The sequence below is a fragment of the Enterobacter cloacae complex sp. IR5450 genome, from assembly GCF_049238665.1.
Lineage (GTDB): Bacteria > Pseudomonadota > Gammaproteobacteria > Enterobacterales > Enterobacteriaceae > Enterobacter > Enterobacter hormaechei_C.
On record NZ_JBMKIC010000039.1, the window covers coordinates 25,454 to 40,597 of the forward strand.

Annotated in this window: 26 protein-coding genes; 23 read left to right on the plus strand and 3 right to left on the minus strand. The window is 49.5% G+C overall.

The genetic code is table 11. From position 1 onward, the window contains the following. Nucleotides 1–175: 175 nt before the first annotated feature. Complete coding sequence (locus ACOTYB_RS21490; RefSeq protein ID WP_006811601.1) at nucleotides 176–577, minus strand: helix-turn-helix domain-containing protein; 402 nt, start codon at nucleotides 575–577, stop codon at nucleotides 176–178. A 111-nt stretch (nucleotides 578–688) separates the two neighbouring features. Here ACOTYB_RS21490 and ACOTYB_RS21495 point away from each other — a divergent pair, with 111 nt between their 5' ends. From ACOTYB_RS21495 to ACOTYB_RS21535, 9 genes are all read left to right on the plus strand, one after another. Next, nucleotides 689–919, plus strand: a complete 231-nt coding sequence (locus ACOTYB_RS21495) for a helix-turn-helix domain-containing protein (protein ID WP_006811600.1) — start codon at nucleotides 689–691, stop codon at nucleotides 917–919. 2 nt (nucleotides 920–921) lie between these two features. Continuing rightward, a complete protein-coding gene (locus ACOTYB_RS21500; protein WP_006811599.1) occupies nucleotides 922–1,464 on the plus strand; it encodes a toxin YdaT domain-containing protein in 543 nt (180 codons plus the stop codon). A 382-nt stretch (nucleotides 1,465–1,846) separates the two neighbouring features. Beyond that, nucleotides 1,847–1,996, plus strand: coding sequence for a ClpX C4-type zinc finger protein (locus ACOTYB_RS21505; RefSeq protein WP_223832652.1), 150 nt, complete (start codon nucleotides 1,847–1,849; stop codon nucleotides 1,994–1,996). Nucleotides 1,997–2,012: 16 nt separating this feature from the next. Beyond that, nucleotides 2,013–2,897: a hypothetical protein gene (locus ACOTYB_RS21510; protein WP_409249033.1), complete on the plus strand. Its 885-nt coding sequence runs from the start codon at nucleotides 2,013–2,015 to the stop codon at nucleotides 2,895–2,897. A 2-nt stretch (nucleotides 2,898–2,899) separates the two neighbouring features. Continuing rightward, on the plus strand, nucleotides 2,900–3,652 hold the full coding sequence (locus ACOTYB_RS21515; protein WP_421765880.1) for an ATP-binding protein: 753 nt from the start codon (nucleotides 2,900–2,902) through the stop codon (nucleotides 3,650–3,652). A gap of 16 nt (nucleotides 3,653–3,668) precedes the next feature. Beyond that, nucleotides 3,669–4,355 (plus strand): DUF1627 domain-containing protein, encoded by a 687-nt coding sequence (locus ACOTYB_RS21520; RefSeq protein ID WP_409249034.1) that lies wholly within the window; start codon nucleotides 3,669–3,671, stop codon nucleotides 4,353–4,355. A gap of 3 nt (nucleotides 4,356–4,358) precedes the next feature. Continuing rightward, a complete protein-coding gene (locus ACOTYB_RS21525) occupies nucleotides 4,359–4,619 on the plus strand; it encodes a DUF977 family protein (protein WP_006811594.1) in 261 nt (86 codons plus the stop codon). Beyond that, the gene (locus ACOTYB_RS21530; protein WP_023304246.1) at nucleotides 4,616–5,035 is read left to right on the plus strand and encodes a hypothetical protein; all 420 of its coding nucleotides are present in this window, start codon (nucleotides 4,616–4,618) and stop codon (nucleotides 5,033–5,035) included. The genes ACOTYB_RS21525 and ACOTYB_RS21530 overlap by 4 nt, the downstream gene beginning before the upstream one ends. A 319-nt stretch (nucleotides 5,036–5,354) precedes the next feature. After that, entirely contained in the window at nucleotides 5,355–5,480 is a 126-nt protein-coding gene (locus tag ACOTYB_RS21535) for a hypothetical protein (RefSeq protein ID WP_006811591.1), read from the plus strand. A gap of 132 nt (nucleotides 5,481–5,612) precedes the next feature. Here ACOTYB_RS21535 and ACOTYB_RS21540 read toward each other — a convergent pair whose 3' ends face one another. After that, nucleotides 5,613–5,993: a hypothetical protein gene (locus tag ACOTYB_RS21540; RefSeq protein WP_006811590.1), complete on the minus strand. Its 381-nt coding sequence runs from the start codon at nucleotides 5,991–5,993 to the stop codon at nucleotides 5,613–5,615. Between the two features lie 449 nt (nucleotides 5,994–6,442). Here ACOTYB_RS21540 and ACOTYB_RS21545 point away from each other — a divergent pair, with 449 nt between their 5' ends. The 9 genes from ACOTYB_RS21545 to ACOTYB_RS21585 all read left to right on the plus strand — a co-directional run bounded on the left by ACOTYB_RS21545 (nucleotide 6,443) and on the right by ACOTYB_RS21585 (nucleotide 10,613). Continuing rightward, nucleotides 6,443–6,847, plus strand: a complete 405-nt coding sequence (locus ACOTYB_RS21545; protein WP_006811589.1) for a hypothetical protein — start codon at nucleotides 6,443–6,445, stop codon at nucleotides 6,845–6,847. Between the two features lie 156 nt (nucleotides 6,848–7,003). After that, nucleotides 7,004–7,237: a DinI family protein gene (locus tag ACOTYB_RS21550; protein WP_006811588.1), complete on the plus strand. Its 234-nt coding sequence runs from the start codon at nucleotides 7,004–7,006 to the stop codon at nucleotides 7,235–7,237. Nucleotides 7,238–7,641: 404 nt separating this feature from the next. Then, nucleotides 7,642–8,241: a DUF1367 family protein gene (locus tag ACOTYB_RS21555; protein ID WP_220153295.1), complete on the plus strand. Its 600-nt coding sequence runs from the start codon at nucleotides 7,642–7,644 to the stop codon at nucleotides 8,239–8,241. A gap of 5 nt (nucleotides 8,242–8,246) precedes the next feature. Then, the gene (locus tag ACOTYB_RS21560; RefSeq protein WP_072047913.1) at nucleotides 8,247–8,447 is read left to right on the plus strand and encodes a hypothetical protein; all 201 of its coding nucleotides are present in this window, start codon (nucleotides 8,247–8,249) and stop codon (nucleotides 8,445–8,447) included. Nucleotides 8,448–8,449: 2 nt separating this feature from the next. Beyond that, nucleotides 8,450–9,034, plus strand: a complete 585-nt coding sequence (locus tag ACOTYB_RS21565) for an NUMOD4 domain-containing protein (RefSeq protein ID WP_045349311.1) — start codon at nucleotides 8,450–8,452, stop codon at nucleotides 9,032–9,034. Next, nucleotides 9,024–9,317, plus strand: coding sequence for a DUF1364 domain-containing protein (locus ACOTYB_RS21570; protein ID WP_230325787.1), 294 nt, complete (start codon nucleotides 9,024–9,026; stop codon nucleotides 9,315–9,317). The genes ACOTYB_RS21565 and ACOTYB_RS21570 overlap by 11 nt, the downstream gene beginning before the upstream one ends. Beyond that, nucleotides 9,314–9,670 carry a RusA family crossover junction endodeoxyribonuclease gene (locus tag ACOTYB_RS21575; RefSeq protein ID WP_220153294.1) on the plus strand — a complete coding sequence of 119 codons (357 nt, stop codon included), beginning with the start codon at nucleotides 9,314–9,316 and terminating at the stop codon, nucleotides 9,668–9,670. Before ACOTYB_RS21570 ends, ACOTYB_RS21575 begins: the two co-directional genes overlap by 4 nt. Further along, nucleotides 9,667–9,792, plus strand: a complete 126-nt coding sequence (locus ACOTYB_RS21580; protein WP_220153293.1) for a YlcG family protein — start codon at nucleotides 9,667–9,669, stop codon at nucleotides 9,790–9,792. Before ACOTYB_RS21575 ends, ACOTYB_RS21580 begins: the two co-directional genes overlap by 4 nt. 8 nt (nucleotides 9,793–9,800) lie before the next feature. Then, nucleotides 9,801–10,613 (plus strand): antitermination protein, encoded by an 813-nt coding sequence (locus tag ACOTYB_RS21585; protein ID WP_220153292.1) that lies wholly within the window; start codon nucleotides 9,801–9,803, stop codon nucleotides 10,611–10,613. 143 nt (nucleotides 10,614–10,756) lie between these two features. On the opposite strand, the gene ACOTYB_RS21590 is transcribed toward ACOTYB_RS21585, so the two are convergent. Then, nucleotides 10,757–11,128 (minus strand): hypothetical protein, encoded by a 372-nt coding sequence (locus ACOTYB_RS21590; protein ID WP_006811580.1) that lies wholly within the window; start codon nucleotides 11,126–11,128, stop codon nucleotides 10,757–10,759. 506 nt (nucleotides 11,129–11,634) lie between these two features. Between ACOTYB_RS21590 and ACOTYB_RS21595 the strand changes: the two genes are divergently transcribed. From ACOTYB_RS21595 to ACOTYB_RS21615, 5 genes are all read left to right on the plus strand, one after another. After that, a complete protein-coding gene (locus tag ACOTYB_RS21595) occupies nucleotides 11,635–12,606 on the plus strand; it encodes a P63C domain-containing protein (RefSeq protein WP_047736739.1) in 972 nt (323 codons plus the stop codon). A gap of 178 nt (nucleotides 12,607–12,784) precedes the next feature. Beyond that, nucleotides 12,785–13,171, plus strand: a complete 387-nt coding sequence (locus tag ACOTYB_RS21600) for a phage holin family protein (RefSeq protein WP_409249035.1) — start codon at nucleotides 12,785–12,787, stop codon at nucleotides 13,169–13,171. Continuing rightward, nucleotides 13,158–13,439, plus strand: coding sequence for a phage holin family protein (locus ACOTYB_RS21605; RefSeq protein ID WP_022651286.1), 282 nt, complete (start codon nucleotides 13,158–13,160; stop codon nucleotides 13,437–13,439). The genes ACOTYB_RS21600 and ACOTYB_RS21605 overlap by 14 nt, the downstream gene beginning before the upstream one ends. Beyond that, nucleotides 13,439–14,068, plus strand: a complete 630-nt coding sequence (locus ACOTYB_RS21610; RefSeq protein WP_023304238.1) for a glycoside hydrolase family 19 protein — start codon at nucleotides 13,439–13,441, stop codon at nucleotides 14,066–14,068. Before ACOTYB_RS21605 ends, ACOTYB_RS21610 begins: the two co-directional genes overlap by 1 nt. Nucleotides 14,069–14,075: 7 nt before the next feature. Further along, nucleotides 14,076–14,345, plus strand: coding sequence for a hypothetical protein (locus tag ACOTYB_RS21615; RefSeq protein ID WP_421765881.1), 270 nt, complete (start codon nucleotides 14,076–14,078; stop codon nucleotides 14,343–14,345). Nucleotides 14,346–15,144: the final 799 nt, after the last annotated feature.

Below are 15,144 nucleotides of genomic sequence, written 5' to 3' on the forward strand. Positions count from 1 at the left end.
CTTGTCGCCAGGCTGGCGGAACATTTCTTAACCTGACAACGGTGCGCTTGTTGTCGATGAATTCAATGATGCAACATTAAGTTTCGCTTGTAAAGTGATGTGAAAGTATAAATTTCGTATCGAGGCAAAAAAAAGGCACCGTTCAGGTGCCATTCGATTTATCGTGATGAAAGATTTATTTGTGGTTGTTGTTTATCAGGTCGTAGACGTCGTTCTTGAGCAGCTCTAAATCATTCAAGACGCCTTTCGTATGAAGGATAAGACGTAGCTTCTCAGCTTCGGGAAGCTGATTGAAGAGAGAAAGCATCACTAATTCAGTTTCGTCCAGCTCCCTCTGAGAGCGTTCGGAGGAGTCAATTTCTTCTATGGGGAGAAAGAACCAGTGCTCGGGTTTACCCGTGGCAGCGGCTAACCGTTTTAGTCTTTCACCACTCGCAACGTTTTTCCCTTTGGCCCAATTTTGCACAGCCGTGTGAGAGAGCATGACTTTCTTGGCAAGATCGGATTTGTTCCAGCCGTTTTCTGTCATGACCTGTTGAATTCGCTTGGCAAACACTGGGTAGTTAATCTCATTCATACGCACATTTTACAACCTAAGGTTTCGCTCAGCACTAAAACAATATCTTTCGTTTGTTGAAACATAAACTTTCGTCATGTATGCTTCGATCCATCTACAAAAGGAGAGCACATGAACAAAGAAACTCAGCAAAAAATTAGTAACGCAGCTTCCCGGGCCTCTATTGGTAAGCATTTTGGTATCAGCGGTCAGGCTGTCGGGAAGTGGATTTATAAAAATGGAATTCCACAGAAACGCATCATCCCGTTATGCCAGCTCCTGGGCTGGGTGGTTACCCCTCATGAAATTGATCCCGAAGCATATCCAAATCCCACAGACGGGCTGCCAAAACAGGAGTCCTGAACATGCACGCCATTTCATATCAACAAAATACCGGATTAACTCCGGTTGCGATGATAAATCGCAATCAGCCAGGCGCGGCAGATAAGCACGAACAGATCCGCGATGCCGTTCGTGCCTGGGCCGCGTCACTGGATAACCAGGATGTCGTTGCCGGGATCATCGTTGAGGAGTGGGAACGACAGGGCGGCGCCGGGCTGGAATTTCCCGAAGACCTGAGCCGTAAGCGTCAGAAACTCTTCCGCTGGCTCGATGGTGATACGGAGTATGCGCGCAAAAACATCAGCCAGCTGTCGCCCGCGATCATCGCCGTTCTACCGCTTGAGTTCCGTGGCCGCCTGGTACCTCAGGACTGCTTTATGACGCGTTATGCAGCGATGGAGAAGGAGATCGGGGAAGCGAAACGCGCGGTGATTCTGAGGGCGCCGCAGCACCAGCTGGTGAAAGAGGTGAGGGAGGGCATTGAACACCTGCTGGCGCTTCTGCCTGGCGAGGCTGTTGTTCAGGTTCTGAGTGGTCTCGCAGTCATGGGCCCGGGCGTCATGTGAGGTGTGCAGTGAATCATGTCGAATTTATTGAAAAGCACGTTCGCGAAGAACTTATCCGGCAGGGCTTCACCGCAGCTGTCGCGCAGGGGGGGGGGCATTCCAGGCCGTCGATATGTACAAGCGAATGTCTCAGGCAAGTCGTAAGGGGAGGATTTTCGATGATGTTTTGCGTCACGCGAAGTTATGGGCTGAAAAACAGACTGTGCCGGCAGACCGGTTTGAGTCGAAGCGCATCAAGCGCGGTAAGCAGCAGGGGCTGTTCTGAAAGAGGTGAAGGCCGGGCCGCGTCAACGGAACCGACCTTCGATGTAATTCAAGGCGAAATTACGAGGGGATTATGACAGAAAAAACAGCTAGTAAAAAAGAAATACGAGATTTTTACATGTGCTCATTCTGCGGAGTTAAAAGCACCGAGTTCAATGGCTCACTTATTGCTGGGCCTGGTGGATGCATCTGTCAGGACTGCGTTTTTTTGTGCGTCGAGGTGATCTTTAAGCACTCAGCAAAAACTGACGAACCGACAGCACTTTAAGCATTCAGAGGTTTTTATGCGTGATTACGGCAAGGTGCATACATCTTTTTGGATAAGCGATGGAATGCGGCGAGTTTCTGATGATGCTCGTCTGCTTGCGCTGTACCTGCTCACGGGACAACACACGAACATGATTGGGTGTTTCCGTCTGCCTGATGGATACGTTTCAGAAGACCTTAACTGGAGTTCCAAAAGGGTTTCGAAAGGGTTTGATGAACTATCCAAGAACGGTTTCGCAACGCGTGATATTACCACGAAATGGGTTCTGATCAGGAACTTCATGAGCTGGAACCCTGTTGAGAATCCCAATCAGGGTATAGCGGCCATGCGCTTATTTTCACAGGTGCCGGATAAGTCGTCCGTCAAGCCAGAGCTGGCGCGGATTATGAATGATGCGATAGCTCATTTCGGAGGCGCAAAACTAAAGGGTTCTGAAAGGGTTTTGGAACCGTTCCTTAACCAGGAACAGGAACAGGAACAGGAACAGGAAGAAGAAAACATTTTGGGGCATGGCTCCGCCACACCCCCAGGTAGTGATGACTCCTCCGATGGTGTGACCTCTCAGAAAAAAAATCCCTACCCTGACGACTTCGAACAGGCATGGGCGATTTATCCAAAGCGTTCAGGCGGCAACAGCAAGGCTGACGCCTGCAAAGCCTGGAAGGCCAGGGTTAAAACAGGTGCCACAGTTCAGGAGTTGCTTGACGGCACCCGGCGTTACGCTGAGTTCGTGAGGGCTACAGGGAAGCTGAATACGGAGTACGTGAAGCAGGCGGCAACGTTTTATGGCCCTTCGAAACACTATGAGGAAGCCTGGGAAGTGACGGCGCCATCAGGTATGCGCGATCTGAATGCCATTTCTCGTCCAGATAAATCCATCCCACCAGGGTTCAGGGGGTAGCGATGAAAAATATGATTGGTACTGGAAGCGCACTTGAGCGCCTGAAGAAAATTATCCCGGCCAGCGTTCAGCCAAAATTCACCAGCGTTGAAGAGTGGCAGGCGTGGCAGGAAACCGAAGGTCGTAAGCGGTCCGGAGAAATCGACAAGATGAACCAGCGCGCCCGCTCAGAAAAGATTTTTGGTCGTGCCGGCATCCAGGCACTGCATCGCAGTTGCTCGTTCGCCAATTACGAGGTGAAAGGGCCGGAGCAGCGCCAGGCATACAGCATGGCAAAAAGCTACGCGCAGAACTTCGGCGGCGGCAGCTTCGCAAGCTTTGTATTCAGTGGAGCGCCAGGAACCGGTAAGAACCACCTTGCCGCGGCAATTGGCAATCACCTGCTGGGTGCAGGCCACTCGGTTCTGGTAGTGACCATCCCCGACCTGATGCTCCGTATTCGCGAGTGCTACGACGACGGGCAGTCCGAATCGTCCCTGCTAAACGACCTGTGTAACGTTGATCTCCTGGTGCTGGATGAGGTCGGTATTCAGCGCGGCTCCAGTGGCGAGAAGGTCATCATCAATCAAGTTATTGACCGTCGACTTTCCTCGATGCGTCCGGTCGGCATCCTGACCAATCTGAACCACGGCGAACTGGTGAACACCCTGGGCGCTCGCGTTATGGATCGTCTTCAGATGGATGGCGGTATCTGGGTGAATTTCGACTGGGAAAGTTATCGAAAAAACGTGTCGCATCTGCGTCCTGTTAAATAATTTCAGAGGAAAAACCATGGGAACCGTAATTCAAGCACTGGAAAAAATGGGCCGGGCGACATACCGCGAAGTTGCTGCACGTCTTGATATCGACCCGGTCGATGCGCTCACCATGTTACGTGAGCAGCGTGATCAGGGGTTATGCGATTTTGGAGACGGCGGCTGGTTCCTCGGTACCGTGAAAGGTCAGTCTCAGCAGTCAACGCCAAAGGCACCTGTTCATCCGGCGCCGCGTCTGAAAGGTGAGGAGCCGGAACCCGTTGATCCTGATGTCGTCCGACAGCAGCTGCGTGAGCAAGGGGCAATGACGACAGTTTCGCTGGCTGCGGCCGTCAATCGCAATGCCCGCGGAATGGTCTCTGTTCTTCGCGCGCTGGAGCGCCAGGGCGTTGTGGTGAAGAACGGGAAGGGCAAAGGCGTTACCTGGTCCCTTGCGGTTGTTACAGAACCCCTTAAGCAAGAACCGGTACCGGAGGCACCTGCCGCGCCGGAAGAAGCAAAACCAGTCGAACAGATCGTGAGTGAAATCCCCTCGTTCACCGAAGGGTGCGACGCAGTCGAAGCGGTACCAGCGGTGCGGGACATTTCTCGCGAAATCCGCCGCACCAGAAACAAGCTGGAGCAACTGACCAAACTGCGTGACGCGGTTCGTGTTATTGGTCGCCACAGAAATCTCGTGCAGCAGCTGACAGGGAGGGAATAACCGATGGCCAGAAAGAAAACCGACAGAGAACGCGCCCTGATCATCAACCGAATTATCGAACTGGTGAAGGAGCAGGGGCGCATCACCACGAATGACGTCGTTGCGATGTTCGGCCTTCACCGGACCACAGCGGATAAATATCTCCGCGTAGCGGTGGAGCAGGGTGGTCTAGTTCGCCACGGGCGCTGCGGTATCTTCCGTGACCTGCGGGCAACAATCGACTTTGACCTGAAACGTTTTTCACACAACAAGGCGGCGGCATGATTACCGAGAAAGACAACGTTTTTTATTGTGACTGCGGATTTTCTTTTGAGAGGGGGCGCAGCGGTGCGCATAGCTGTGAACTTGGTTTGCGTAAGAAACTTGCCGAGTCAGAAGCCAAGCTCGCTGCGCTGGCTGCGGAGAATGCGGGGCTGAAAAAAGTCCCGGCAACTGACAGCGAAACAATGCTGTTGGCTTTGGACGCATTCAACACGCACGGCTCCATGAGGCCTGATGTGGGCTTACAGCAGGCGATAAATGTCGTAATGCAACGTAGAGAAACCCCGGCCACCGATACTTTCCTAGCTGAAGTTCGGGCGCAAGCAGTGGAGATGTTCGCCAAAGAGATGCATGCAGATATCAGCGGTGATGATGCCCGCGAGTTCGCCGCCCAACTTCGCAAAGGAGCAGCATCATGAGCAATACCCTAAAAGAATAGCTCCTGAAGACCATTTCGGAGCTTGAAGAAGAGCGCGATGCAACGCCTGGCATCGTAAACGAAGATGCGGGCGCTTGCTGTGATGAAGTTAGCGCTGGAATCGCTCGAAGCGGGGACTGCCATTCTTTGCTGGCGTCGTGTGACCGTTGAGCCATACGGCCCTTAACCTTGGCATAACGGTAATTTTATCGGCTTCTCAAAACCCGTTGAGGGCATTGAGGACGAGTATTTACTCCGCCCCGCCAGCGCAGGTATCTGTTCCTGGTGAGCTGACACGCGAAGAGTACAAGTGTAGGTTCATGGAAGAGGACAACTTTGATGTCACTTTTCGTTGCGGCTGGAATGCCTGCCGCGCCGCCAATCTTCAGGGTAGCCAACCTGTAAGTAATAGTGATGAGTTGCCGCCGCAACAGCAGGTTGAATGATGGCTAAATCCCCAGCAGAGCACAGAAGTAATTCTCTATGGCCGGAGCGTAAAGGGTTTTATCCAGAAATGGCGGAATCAGTATTTTTCTGATATGGATTATGAGCTATTGTTTTAACAATAGCCCCCTCCTTTAACGTTTTTGTGAGTTAGCAGCACCTCTAACGGCACACATAAAATCACCAATACCAGCGCCGACGCTGTTCCCTTCGGCAACATAATCACCTTTGAAAGCTAACTTCCCATCCATATAGAAGAGTTTTATCTCTCCATATCCACTATCGCAGTCGGCATCTTTAATACTAACTTTGTAATACTCTACTTTTTTATTTTTTGTTTGATACATGAACAAGGCAGATGAATCACCTTTAACATTCCTGTATGTCCCTGCTTTTGCTGAAAAAACGCCATCATCAGCTGTGGTAACCTCAACCCAGTTACTTGTAGTTTCAGCAAAAGCGACACTCGCAACAAACAGAGCAGAAAAGCCCAGCGATGCGGTTTTCTTATCCATAATTAATATTCCATTTTTAATGTTTTGTTTGATTCTATCTTCGTCTCAAAAACCGTTCAACAAAACACCGCTTACCAACTTAAATGGGCACGGAGAGCCATTCAACCCCGTAGCCTTAGCAACGCAACGTGCGCGAGAATGCTTCGCTCGTGATTCGCTGTAAGAGAAGTTTCATTAGTGACGCAAAGCAAACCCGCTTCGGCGGGTTTTTTCTTTCTCATTAATCCGTTGCGGCAATGCTGTGCCTCCGCCATTCGCTGAGGCGCTGGTGAGGGCGAATCTTCCTGATCTTTGTGTGCCAAGAGAGTTGGCGGCCTGATGACAAGCGATATCGTATTGTGGTTAATATTGCTATCCTATCTGAGGAAAATCCTAATTATTAGGCTTCAGCTTTTTCTCGACACTCTGCTGAGGAATAATCTTGTCAGAAATATATCAAAGGACTAATCGTGAAAAAATTCCTTCTTCTGGGCATGGTGCTTCCAGTGTTATCAGGTTGCGTGATTAAAGAACAAACAAGATATGTAGAATCTCCAGTTGCTACCAATCTCAACAATCCGGCTGGTGCTGCCACAAAAAAATGCAGCATCACGAATTATAAAGAAGCAAAACTTGATAGCCAGTCTCCATCAGGGACTGTGATTATTGATTACGGTAATCGTTTCGATATTATGTTTGAAAATTTTGGAAACGGTGAGGTTTTCCATAGTCCTATACTGAATATTGCGAAAGAAAATATGATTATTGGCTATTCAGGGAGCATGATGTATAGCAAGGGAATAGGAAAGATGGCTGGGTTTTACGGAACCTATAATACAGAGTCAAAGTTCAACACCATATTCCAGTGCTATTAAGCAACGTATGTAAAAGCAACAAATAACCTGCCTTATTCGGCAGGTTTTTTTATGTCTAAAAGTTTATGTTTTTAACATTTTGTGCTCTTAACAGGTTGATCATTCTGAGTTTGCGGGTTACTGTATAAAAACACAGTATGTGCAAAGGAGGCCACCATGAAAGTTGAGTTAACCATTGATCGCACAAAGAAACTTCCTGATGGAGCAATGCCAGCGCTGGAAAAAGAACTGCTAAAACGGCTCCGGAATCAGTTCGAGGATTGCAGTCTGGTTGTTCGTCGTGCTGGTTCGGATGGGTTAAGCGTTTATGGTGGGGCAAAGGAAGCGAAGAAGACGGTTGAAGGTATCCTTCAGGAAACCTGGGAAAGTGCAGACGACTGGTTCTATTAAGGGTGTACTCAGGGGTAGCGCGCATTTTCAGAATACCGCAATTTGCGAATCCCTTTGATGCTGCTGCCGACAATTTCTAATCGCGTCTGTATGTCGCTCAGGGGGATTCCGTGGAGGGTGTAGTTCAGTCAGATCTGCGAGTGACCATAACCGATGGGAAAGGAAGGGAGTTGCTGTCCTTCAAGTTGGGGGCGGAAGAGCGCTATATAATTTCCACCAAAGATAGCTCCATAACTCACAGAAAACTAAGTAGGGATGATCGTTACTGGTCCAAAGAAACCATTATGGAAATTGTAAGGGAAATGGCTTCTAAAAATTGACTTGTCACTACGTACGCAATCATAATTCTTGAGCTGGCCTGAACAACCAGCAACCTGACCGCGATGCGCCACGGAGTGAACACCATGGCGCAGTTACAACTCATTAAGCAGTCCTCAGGGATCCTGATCCCGGCTACGCCGGAGACCAGCGATTTGCTGCAATCAAAAATCAAGCTCGGCGCCGTGCTGGTGGCCGACTTCAAACAGGTACGCAATCCTGCGTTTCATCGCCGCTTCTTCGCTCTGCTGAATCTGGGCTTCGAATACTGGGAGCCTACCGGCGGTGCAATCTCATCCAACGAGCGCAAGCTGGTTACCGGCTACGCTAAATTCTTGGCCTCCTATGGCGGAAACGAAGGCGCACTGCTCGATGCCGCTGAGCACTATCTTGTGCAGGTTGCGAGCCGCCGCGTAACAAACGGGATCAGCCTCTGTAAATCTTTCGATGCATACCGCGCCTGGGTGACTATTCAGGCCGGGCATTACGACGCTATCAAACTTCCGGATGGCACACTTCAGAAGCACCCACGCAGTATTTCATTCGCCAACATGGACGAAATTGAGTTCCAGCAGCTGTACAAGGCCGCGCTTGATGTCCTCTGGCGCTGGATATTATCCAAGGCATTCAGGAACCAACGCGAGGCGGAGAACGCCGCTGCGCAACTCATGAGCTTCGCGGGGTGACGGGAATGAAGTATTCATATTTTCACCATACGGAATGCACCAGTGAACAGGCCGACAGCCTGATTGCAGTTTATCGGGCTCGCGGTATCAGAACCGAAAAAAGCCTCAATCCTGATTTCCTGACCTGGACGGTCAGTGCCCGGTTGCCGGTTTGTGCTCGCCTGGAACATACGCCGCGATCACTTCGTCAACGGATGTGGGGGTGATCATGGCTATTGAAGAAAATTGGGAAAGCATTCCCGGATATGAAGGCATTTATGAGGTTAGTGATTTAGGGCGGGTTCGTTCTCTTGACCGTGTTGATTGTCGTGGGCGTACGGTGATGGGGAGGGTGTTGAAACCATATCGTGACGGTAATAAAGGCTATGTCGCAGTTAGCTTGGTGAAAAATGGTGAAAGTACTCGCACCAAATTGCACAGACTTATTGCTTCAGTTTTTCTTTCTACAACTAGAGGAAACGGTGATCAGGTCAATCACATCAATGGGATTCGAGATGATAACAGAGTCGTCAATCTGGAATGGGTCACGTGTCAGCAAAATATACGTCACTCGTTTGATGTCCTGCATAAGAAACCATCAGGAGGACATAAAAATAAGACCGGCGCAAAACATCATTCTTCCAGGTCCGTTATTGCCACACGATTGAGTGATGGCGAAACCTTGCATTTTGGTAGCGCGGCTGAGGCTGGGCGCACGCTAAACATTCCATCTGGTTCCATTCCTCGTTGTTGCAACGGTAAATACCGTAGCAGCCATGGCTATTCGTTTAAGTATGGGGTGCATGATGCTTAAGCAAAAAACTTATCGTAATAAAAAGTGGCTTGCCGCCGTCGGGCAGATTGAATGCTGTGTTTTGTGTGGAGCCTGGGGAACCCAAGTTGCGCACCGAAATGAGTCAAAAGGCATGGGATTAAAAACCGATGATTGTGCGACAGCTGCGCTCTGCATTTGCTGTCATGACAGCATTGATAACGGGAATAAGCTGAACAGGGAGGAGCGTCGGCAGCTTATGGACCGCGCGATTGTTCTGACAGTGATTGAAGTTGCCCGCCGCGGGCTGGTGGTGCCCGCATGAAAATTTACGAAATTACGCCGATTGGCAAGCCCCGAATGACTCAGCGTGATCGATGGCATAAACGGCCAGCAACAGCAGCGTACTGGGCATACAAAGAACAGGTCCGATTGCTGGGCATCCACCTGCCAGAGTCCGGATATCACGTCACGTTCGTCATCCCCATGCCAAAGAGCTGGAGTAAGACGAAGCGGGCGCAATATGTCGGCCGGCCTCACCAACAAAAGCCGGACAAAGACAATCTGGAAAAAGCTCTTCTGGATGCAGTGTTTGTCGAAGATAGCCATGTCTGGGACGGACGGGTTACCAAAATCTGGGGAGAAACCGGGCAAATCATCATCGAGGAGGCCAGATGAAGCCAGAAACGCTTGAGATACTCCGCGCGCGCTGGCAGCGCCTACGGATTTATCGCCGCCCGGGATCGGTGCTGGTGGACTACCGCATCCTTCGTAATTACATCCGAATTGACTCGAAGTAGAGGGGCTCATGAAATTAGAATCTTCACTTAAGCACTTTAGCCCTCAGGGTATGCATATCAGCGACGACGTGAAAGGAACCTCTCCGGATCGGCTCACCGGCACTGATGTTATGACGGCGATTGGTACCACCAGCAGCCGTGCGCGCTTCGGCCTGGCTGCTTTCTTCGGAAAGGCCGGTATCAGCAAAACAGATGAACAGCTCGCAGTTCAGGCGCTGGCGCAGTTTGCCATTAAAAACGCCCCTAAAAATGTCCGCAAAGCCGCTGGCGATAAGCTCGGAGCCTGCATGTTGACGCTGGCGCAGTTTGCTTTCGCGGAGTATTCCTGTTCGGCGGCTACCAGCGTGATGTGTCACAGCTGTTGTGGTACCGGCCGGACCACTAAAGAGCAGGTCACCCGCAAGGTTTCGTACCCTTGGGGTAAAGCGCCATACTGGGCCAGCCGCTCCCGTGCCGTTCGTCCGTCTGACTGGGAGCTGTGGACAGAGGTAACAGAGGTTGTACCGGCGGTCTGTGATGTTTGCGAAGGCAAGGGAACGATAAGCGCCCGTTGTCGTTGCGGCGGCATAGGTGAAGTGGTGGACCGTAAAGCAACGAAGGAACGTGGCGTACCAGTTTTCAAAACGTGTGAACGTTGCTCTGGTATTGGCTTCTCTGCTATCTCCTCGGCGACGGTATATCGCGTCATTCTGAAGCGACTCCCTGACCTTCATCAGTCATCATGGTCGCGTAATTGGAAACCACTCTTTGAAATGCTTGTGGACACGCTGCGCAAGTGGGAATGTCAAGCGGCTGTCGAATTCGAGAAGGCAACAACTTAATAATATGATCGAAGCAAATGACGACGCATTTTTGCATGTTAGGGTTGACTTTGCATAAAAATGTCCTGTATGATTTCCACAGTTGATTATTGCGACCAAATGAAATTAAACCCGCTTTAGTGCGGGTTTTTGTAGCTAATTCATTAATTTCCACAGACAAGATCAGCTATGTAAGCGGCTGCACTTGAGCCACCTTTAACATAATCATATTTTCCAGCAACTTTTCCGCTCATTTCATACATTGTTATTTCACCAAACTCATTTTTGCATGCTTTAGAAGGAATGGTGAAATGCGAGTAGAGAATTTTCGCACTGGAGTTCTTGGAAATTGGAACTTCTTGTATGATTATTGACCGAATACCTTTGTTTTCAGTCAATGAACGTTCCTTACCATAGAAGTTGAAATTGTTTGTATTTGTCAGAAAGATCCAGCCGTCAATTTTGTCAGCTGTGTATGCAGGAAGAGAAGAAATAGCTAATAAAAATGCTCCTGCTAACTTCAATTTTTTATGCATTAATGGTTTTCCTCGTTATCCATTTATGACTGGTACGCTTAAAGATGACACATCATCATTTGGTGATCAGGTTATCGGCACCATTCGCAAGCTATTTAATTAAAATTTCTGGTCGTGATCCGGCGTGCCTTTGCCATATCCGCGTCATGAGTTACACGATGGGTCACAGAACCTTCCGAGTGTGAGCCATAGGAATATGGCAAAGCGATTTTTTACCGCGATGCTATAGTTAAAGTGGCATTCGATAATGCTCTCGATACTGAAAATACTGGGTGGGGAGACACCCGCTTCGCAGAGACAACTGCATGACCCATGACCAGCAACCCAATGCTGGTCTTTTTTTTCCACTGGTCAGTGCACGGAGCTTCTACCTCTGTGGTTCAAGGTTCGAATCCTCGATGGTGGACCATTAAGCACTACAACATTCGTTTACTGAAGGCTACCATCCGTCGGCCTTTTATATGCTCTTGACTATGCAAGCATGTTTTACAGAAAGGTGCTTGCATATGTCAGGCGACAAGAAAGATCCAAAGGGTAAAGCTAAGGGCGGGGTTGCCAGGGCGAAGTCTCTTACTAAAGAGCAGCGTTCTGACATTGCCAAAAAGGCTGCTGCTGCAAGGTGGAGGGATAAAATTCACAAAGCCACCCATATGGGTAATTTCAAAGATGAATTTGGAATAGATGCTGAGTGTTATGTCTTAAGTGATGAATCGAAAACCGCAGTAGTTACTAAGGCTGGACTTGCTCGACTTTTAGGTATCGGCAACTTCGCAAGGGATGTCGATAAACTACTAAGCGCTGGTTACATGAAGGAGTTTGGTGGTCCAAGTTTAATAGCGAAAATTGAAAATCCTATTAATTTTCAATATAGTGGGCAGTCCAAAAACATCAATAACGCTCATGGGTTTGATATTGATGTGATCGTTGATATCGGAAAGGCGCTGATAGATGCAAAAAGTGCCGATGCTCTGCCACCGTCTAGAATCCCTGCTGCCGATACAGCTCAAAAACTAATAAATGCTTCCGCTAAATCAGGTATAAAAGGCGTAGCCTATGCATTGGCCGGTTATCGACCTGAAGTTCAAGAGGTAATCGATGCTTTTAAGGCATTTGTACGAGAGGAAGCCCGCCAATATGAGAAAGAGTTTCCCGACGAGTTGTATGAGGAATGGTATCGGTTATATGGACTTAATCGTCCGGAAAAAGGCAGGCCGATCCGCTTTGGACAGTTGACTAATATGCAAATTTACGTCCCACTGGCTAAGAGTAAGGGGAAGATATTAGAGCAAATTCGCGCCAGTAGGGATGAGAATGGAAAGCAATCAGATAAGTTACACCTCTTCCTTTCTGAAATTGGCGTCAAGGCCTTACGACAACACATCGGCAAACTTCTTGGCGTTGCAGCAATGAGCGACAACAAAGAGGAGTATGAGGCCGGCATTGAAAAAGTTTTTGGCCGTATGAAGCCAGAATTATAAACTTTCTGCCCGGCCACCGCGCCGGGTTTTTATTGTCTAAAGTCTTTCCCAATACTGCCGATAATCTTCGTTCTGAAATTGAAAAAAATAAATATCTGCATTCGTTGCCCGCTCCCGTGCGGGCTTTTTTTATTCCCCTCATTACTGAGAGGATACACAGCTATATGAGGGGAGACCTATGTCCGATCCATTTTCCGGCACAGGGCTGGCCGGTTTAGCTTTGACTGGAGCAAGTGTTTACGGTCTATTGACCGGAACTGATTACGGTGTTGTTTTTGGAGCATTTGCAGGCGCAGTATTCTACATAGCGACAGCAGCTGACCTGAAGGTGTTACGTCGCCTGGCCTACTTCTTCGTGTCGTATATCGTCGGCATTCTTTGTTCGGGGTTGTTGGGGTCAAAACTCACATCCTGGACGGGGTACACCGAGAAGCCTCTGGATGCTATTGGTGCCGTAATAGCTTCTGCGTTAGCCGTTCAAATCCTTACGTTCCTGAACAAGCAGGACATCGGCTCGCTGGTGGCGCTGATAACGCGCCGGGGAGGTTCAGGTGGTACTAAATGACCCAACAGCAACTATCAACGCGCTGCTCTGCGCCGGAGTTGTAATTACTCTGATGTTTTACCGCCGTGGTGATTCGCGGCATCGGCCATGGATTTCGCGTTTAGCCTGGCTGATTACCGTCACTTACAGCGCTGTACCGCTGGCGTACCTGTGTGGGATCTACCCGCATTCATCATGGGCCACCATTGCGGCCAATATCATATTCCTTTCCGTGCTGGTGGCCGTCAAAGGCAACGTTGCACGTCTGGTTGATCATCTGAGGCACTAATGAACCAATCACAATTTCAGAAGGCGGCTGGTATCAGCGCCGGATTAGCTGCGCGCTGGTTTCCGCATATCGACGCCGCCATGAAGGAATACGGCATCACCGCACCGCTTGATCAGGCCATGTTTATTGCCCAGATGGGGCATGAAAGCACCAGATTTACCCGACTGGTGGAGAACCTGAATTACGCGGTTGAAAACCTGGTACCGACGTTCGGCAGCCACCGCATCACTCAACAGCAATCCGCCGCACTTGGCAGAACGGCAACGCAACCGGCAAACCAGAAAGCGATCGCCAATCTGGTATACGGTGGTGAGTGGGGAAAAGAACACCTTGGCAATCAGGTCGCTGGTGATGGCTGGAAATATCGCGGTCGTGGGCTGAAACAGATTACCGGCCTGAGCAACTATCGCAGTTGTGGCCAGGCGTTGAAACTGGACCTTGTTACTCATCCGGAGCTGCTTGAAAAGGATGAATACGCCGCGCGCTCTGCCGCATGGTTCTATGCCTCCCGCGGTTGCCTTCTTCATTCCGGCGACATTGAGCGCGTGACACTGTTAATCAATGGCGGCCGCAACGGGCTGGATAAACGCCGTGCGCTGTTTAATCTGGCGAAATCAGTTTTGGTGTGAGGTGAGAGTGGGTATCGAAACGATAATCGGGCTGGCCGCACTGGTGATTTCCGCCATTGCAGGCGCTTTTGGCCTGGGCCATATTCGCGGCACCAGCAAAGCGGAAGCGAAAGCAGACCAGCAGCGCACTGAAGAGAAGGCCGCCGCCACTGAAGCAGTAGCAGAGCGCCGGGTAGAAGCAACGAAAGAGGCCAGCAATGTACAGCAGACTGTTAACCATATGTCTGACGACGATGTTGATCGCGAGCTGCGGGACAACTGGACCCGTAAGGGTTGAGGTAGCCGATACGTCTTGCGACTGGGTTAAACCCATCTACTGCACAGCGCACGACTGGGATGTACTGGACAGGCAGACGAAGCGCGACATCCTGGCGCATAACAAAGCGTGGCAGGCGAACTGCAAGTAGGCCTTAATTGAAAGATAACTAAATAAATTTTCCAAATGGTCGTTATATAGAGAGTGTGTTTAATTAAGGGGGCAAACAATGCCTTTTCTCATGGTGTTCTTTGTTGTCATTATGGTGTTACTCCTCTGGAAGGCAGGAATACCCCAGGCTATCATTATGTTAATCATACCCATCATGTTTAGTACTTTGGGAGGTATGGTTGCCGCCGTGGGAGTAAGCGCGTTCGCTACACCTATTGTTGGAGTGCCTGTTGGAATCGTTGTATTTTTAATGTTGATGGGTAAGTTTTTATCCAGGAGGTAACCTAAATCCAATACTGAGGACAGGCATGTCACATGAATAGCTATGGCTTTCTTATGCGCATTCTTCATCTATTACAAAGCTCATCTGCTGGTTGCTAATGATGATAAAATGCAGAGTCCCATGGATTTTGGGGTAGGAAAAGCCTGGATATGATGCTAGAAATCATAACATTAAAAAGACCGTGAGATGCAGTATGAAAATCTTAGGATTGGATGAGTACAGAACCCTTCGTGAGGGAGGGACAATGAAGTATTTTGAACTGGAACGCATGCCTAACAGCACTTGGGTAATGCTGCCAACTTACTGATTTAGTGTATGATGGTGATTTTAAGGTGCTTGCGTGGCTTCCATTTCCATCAGATGTCC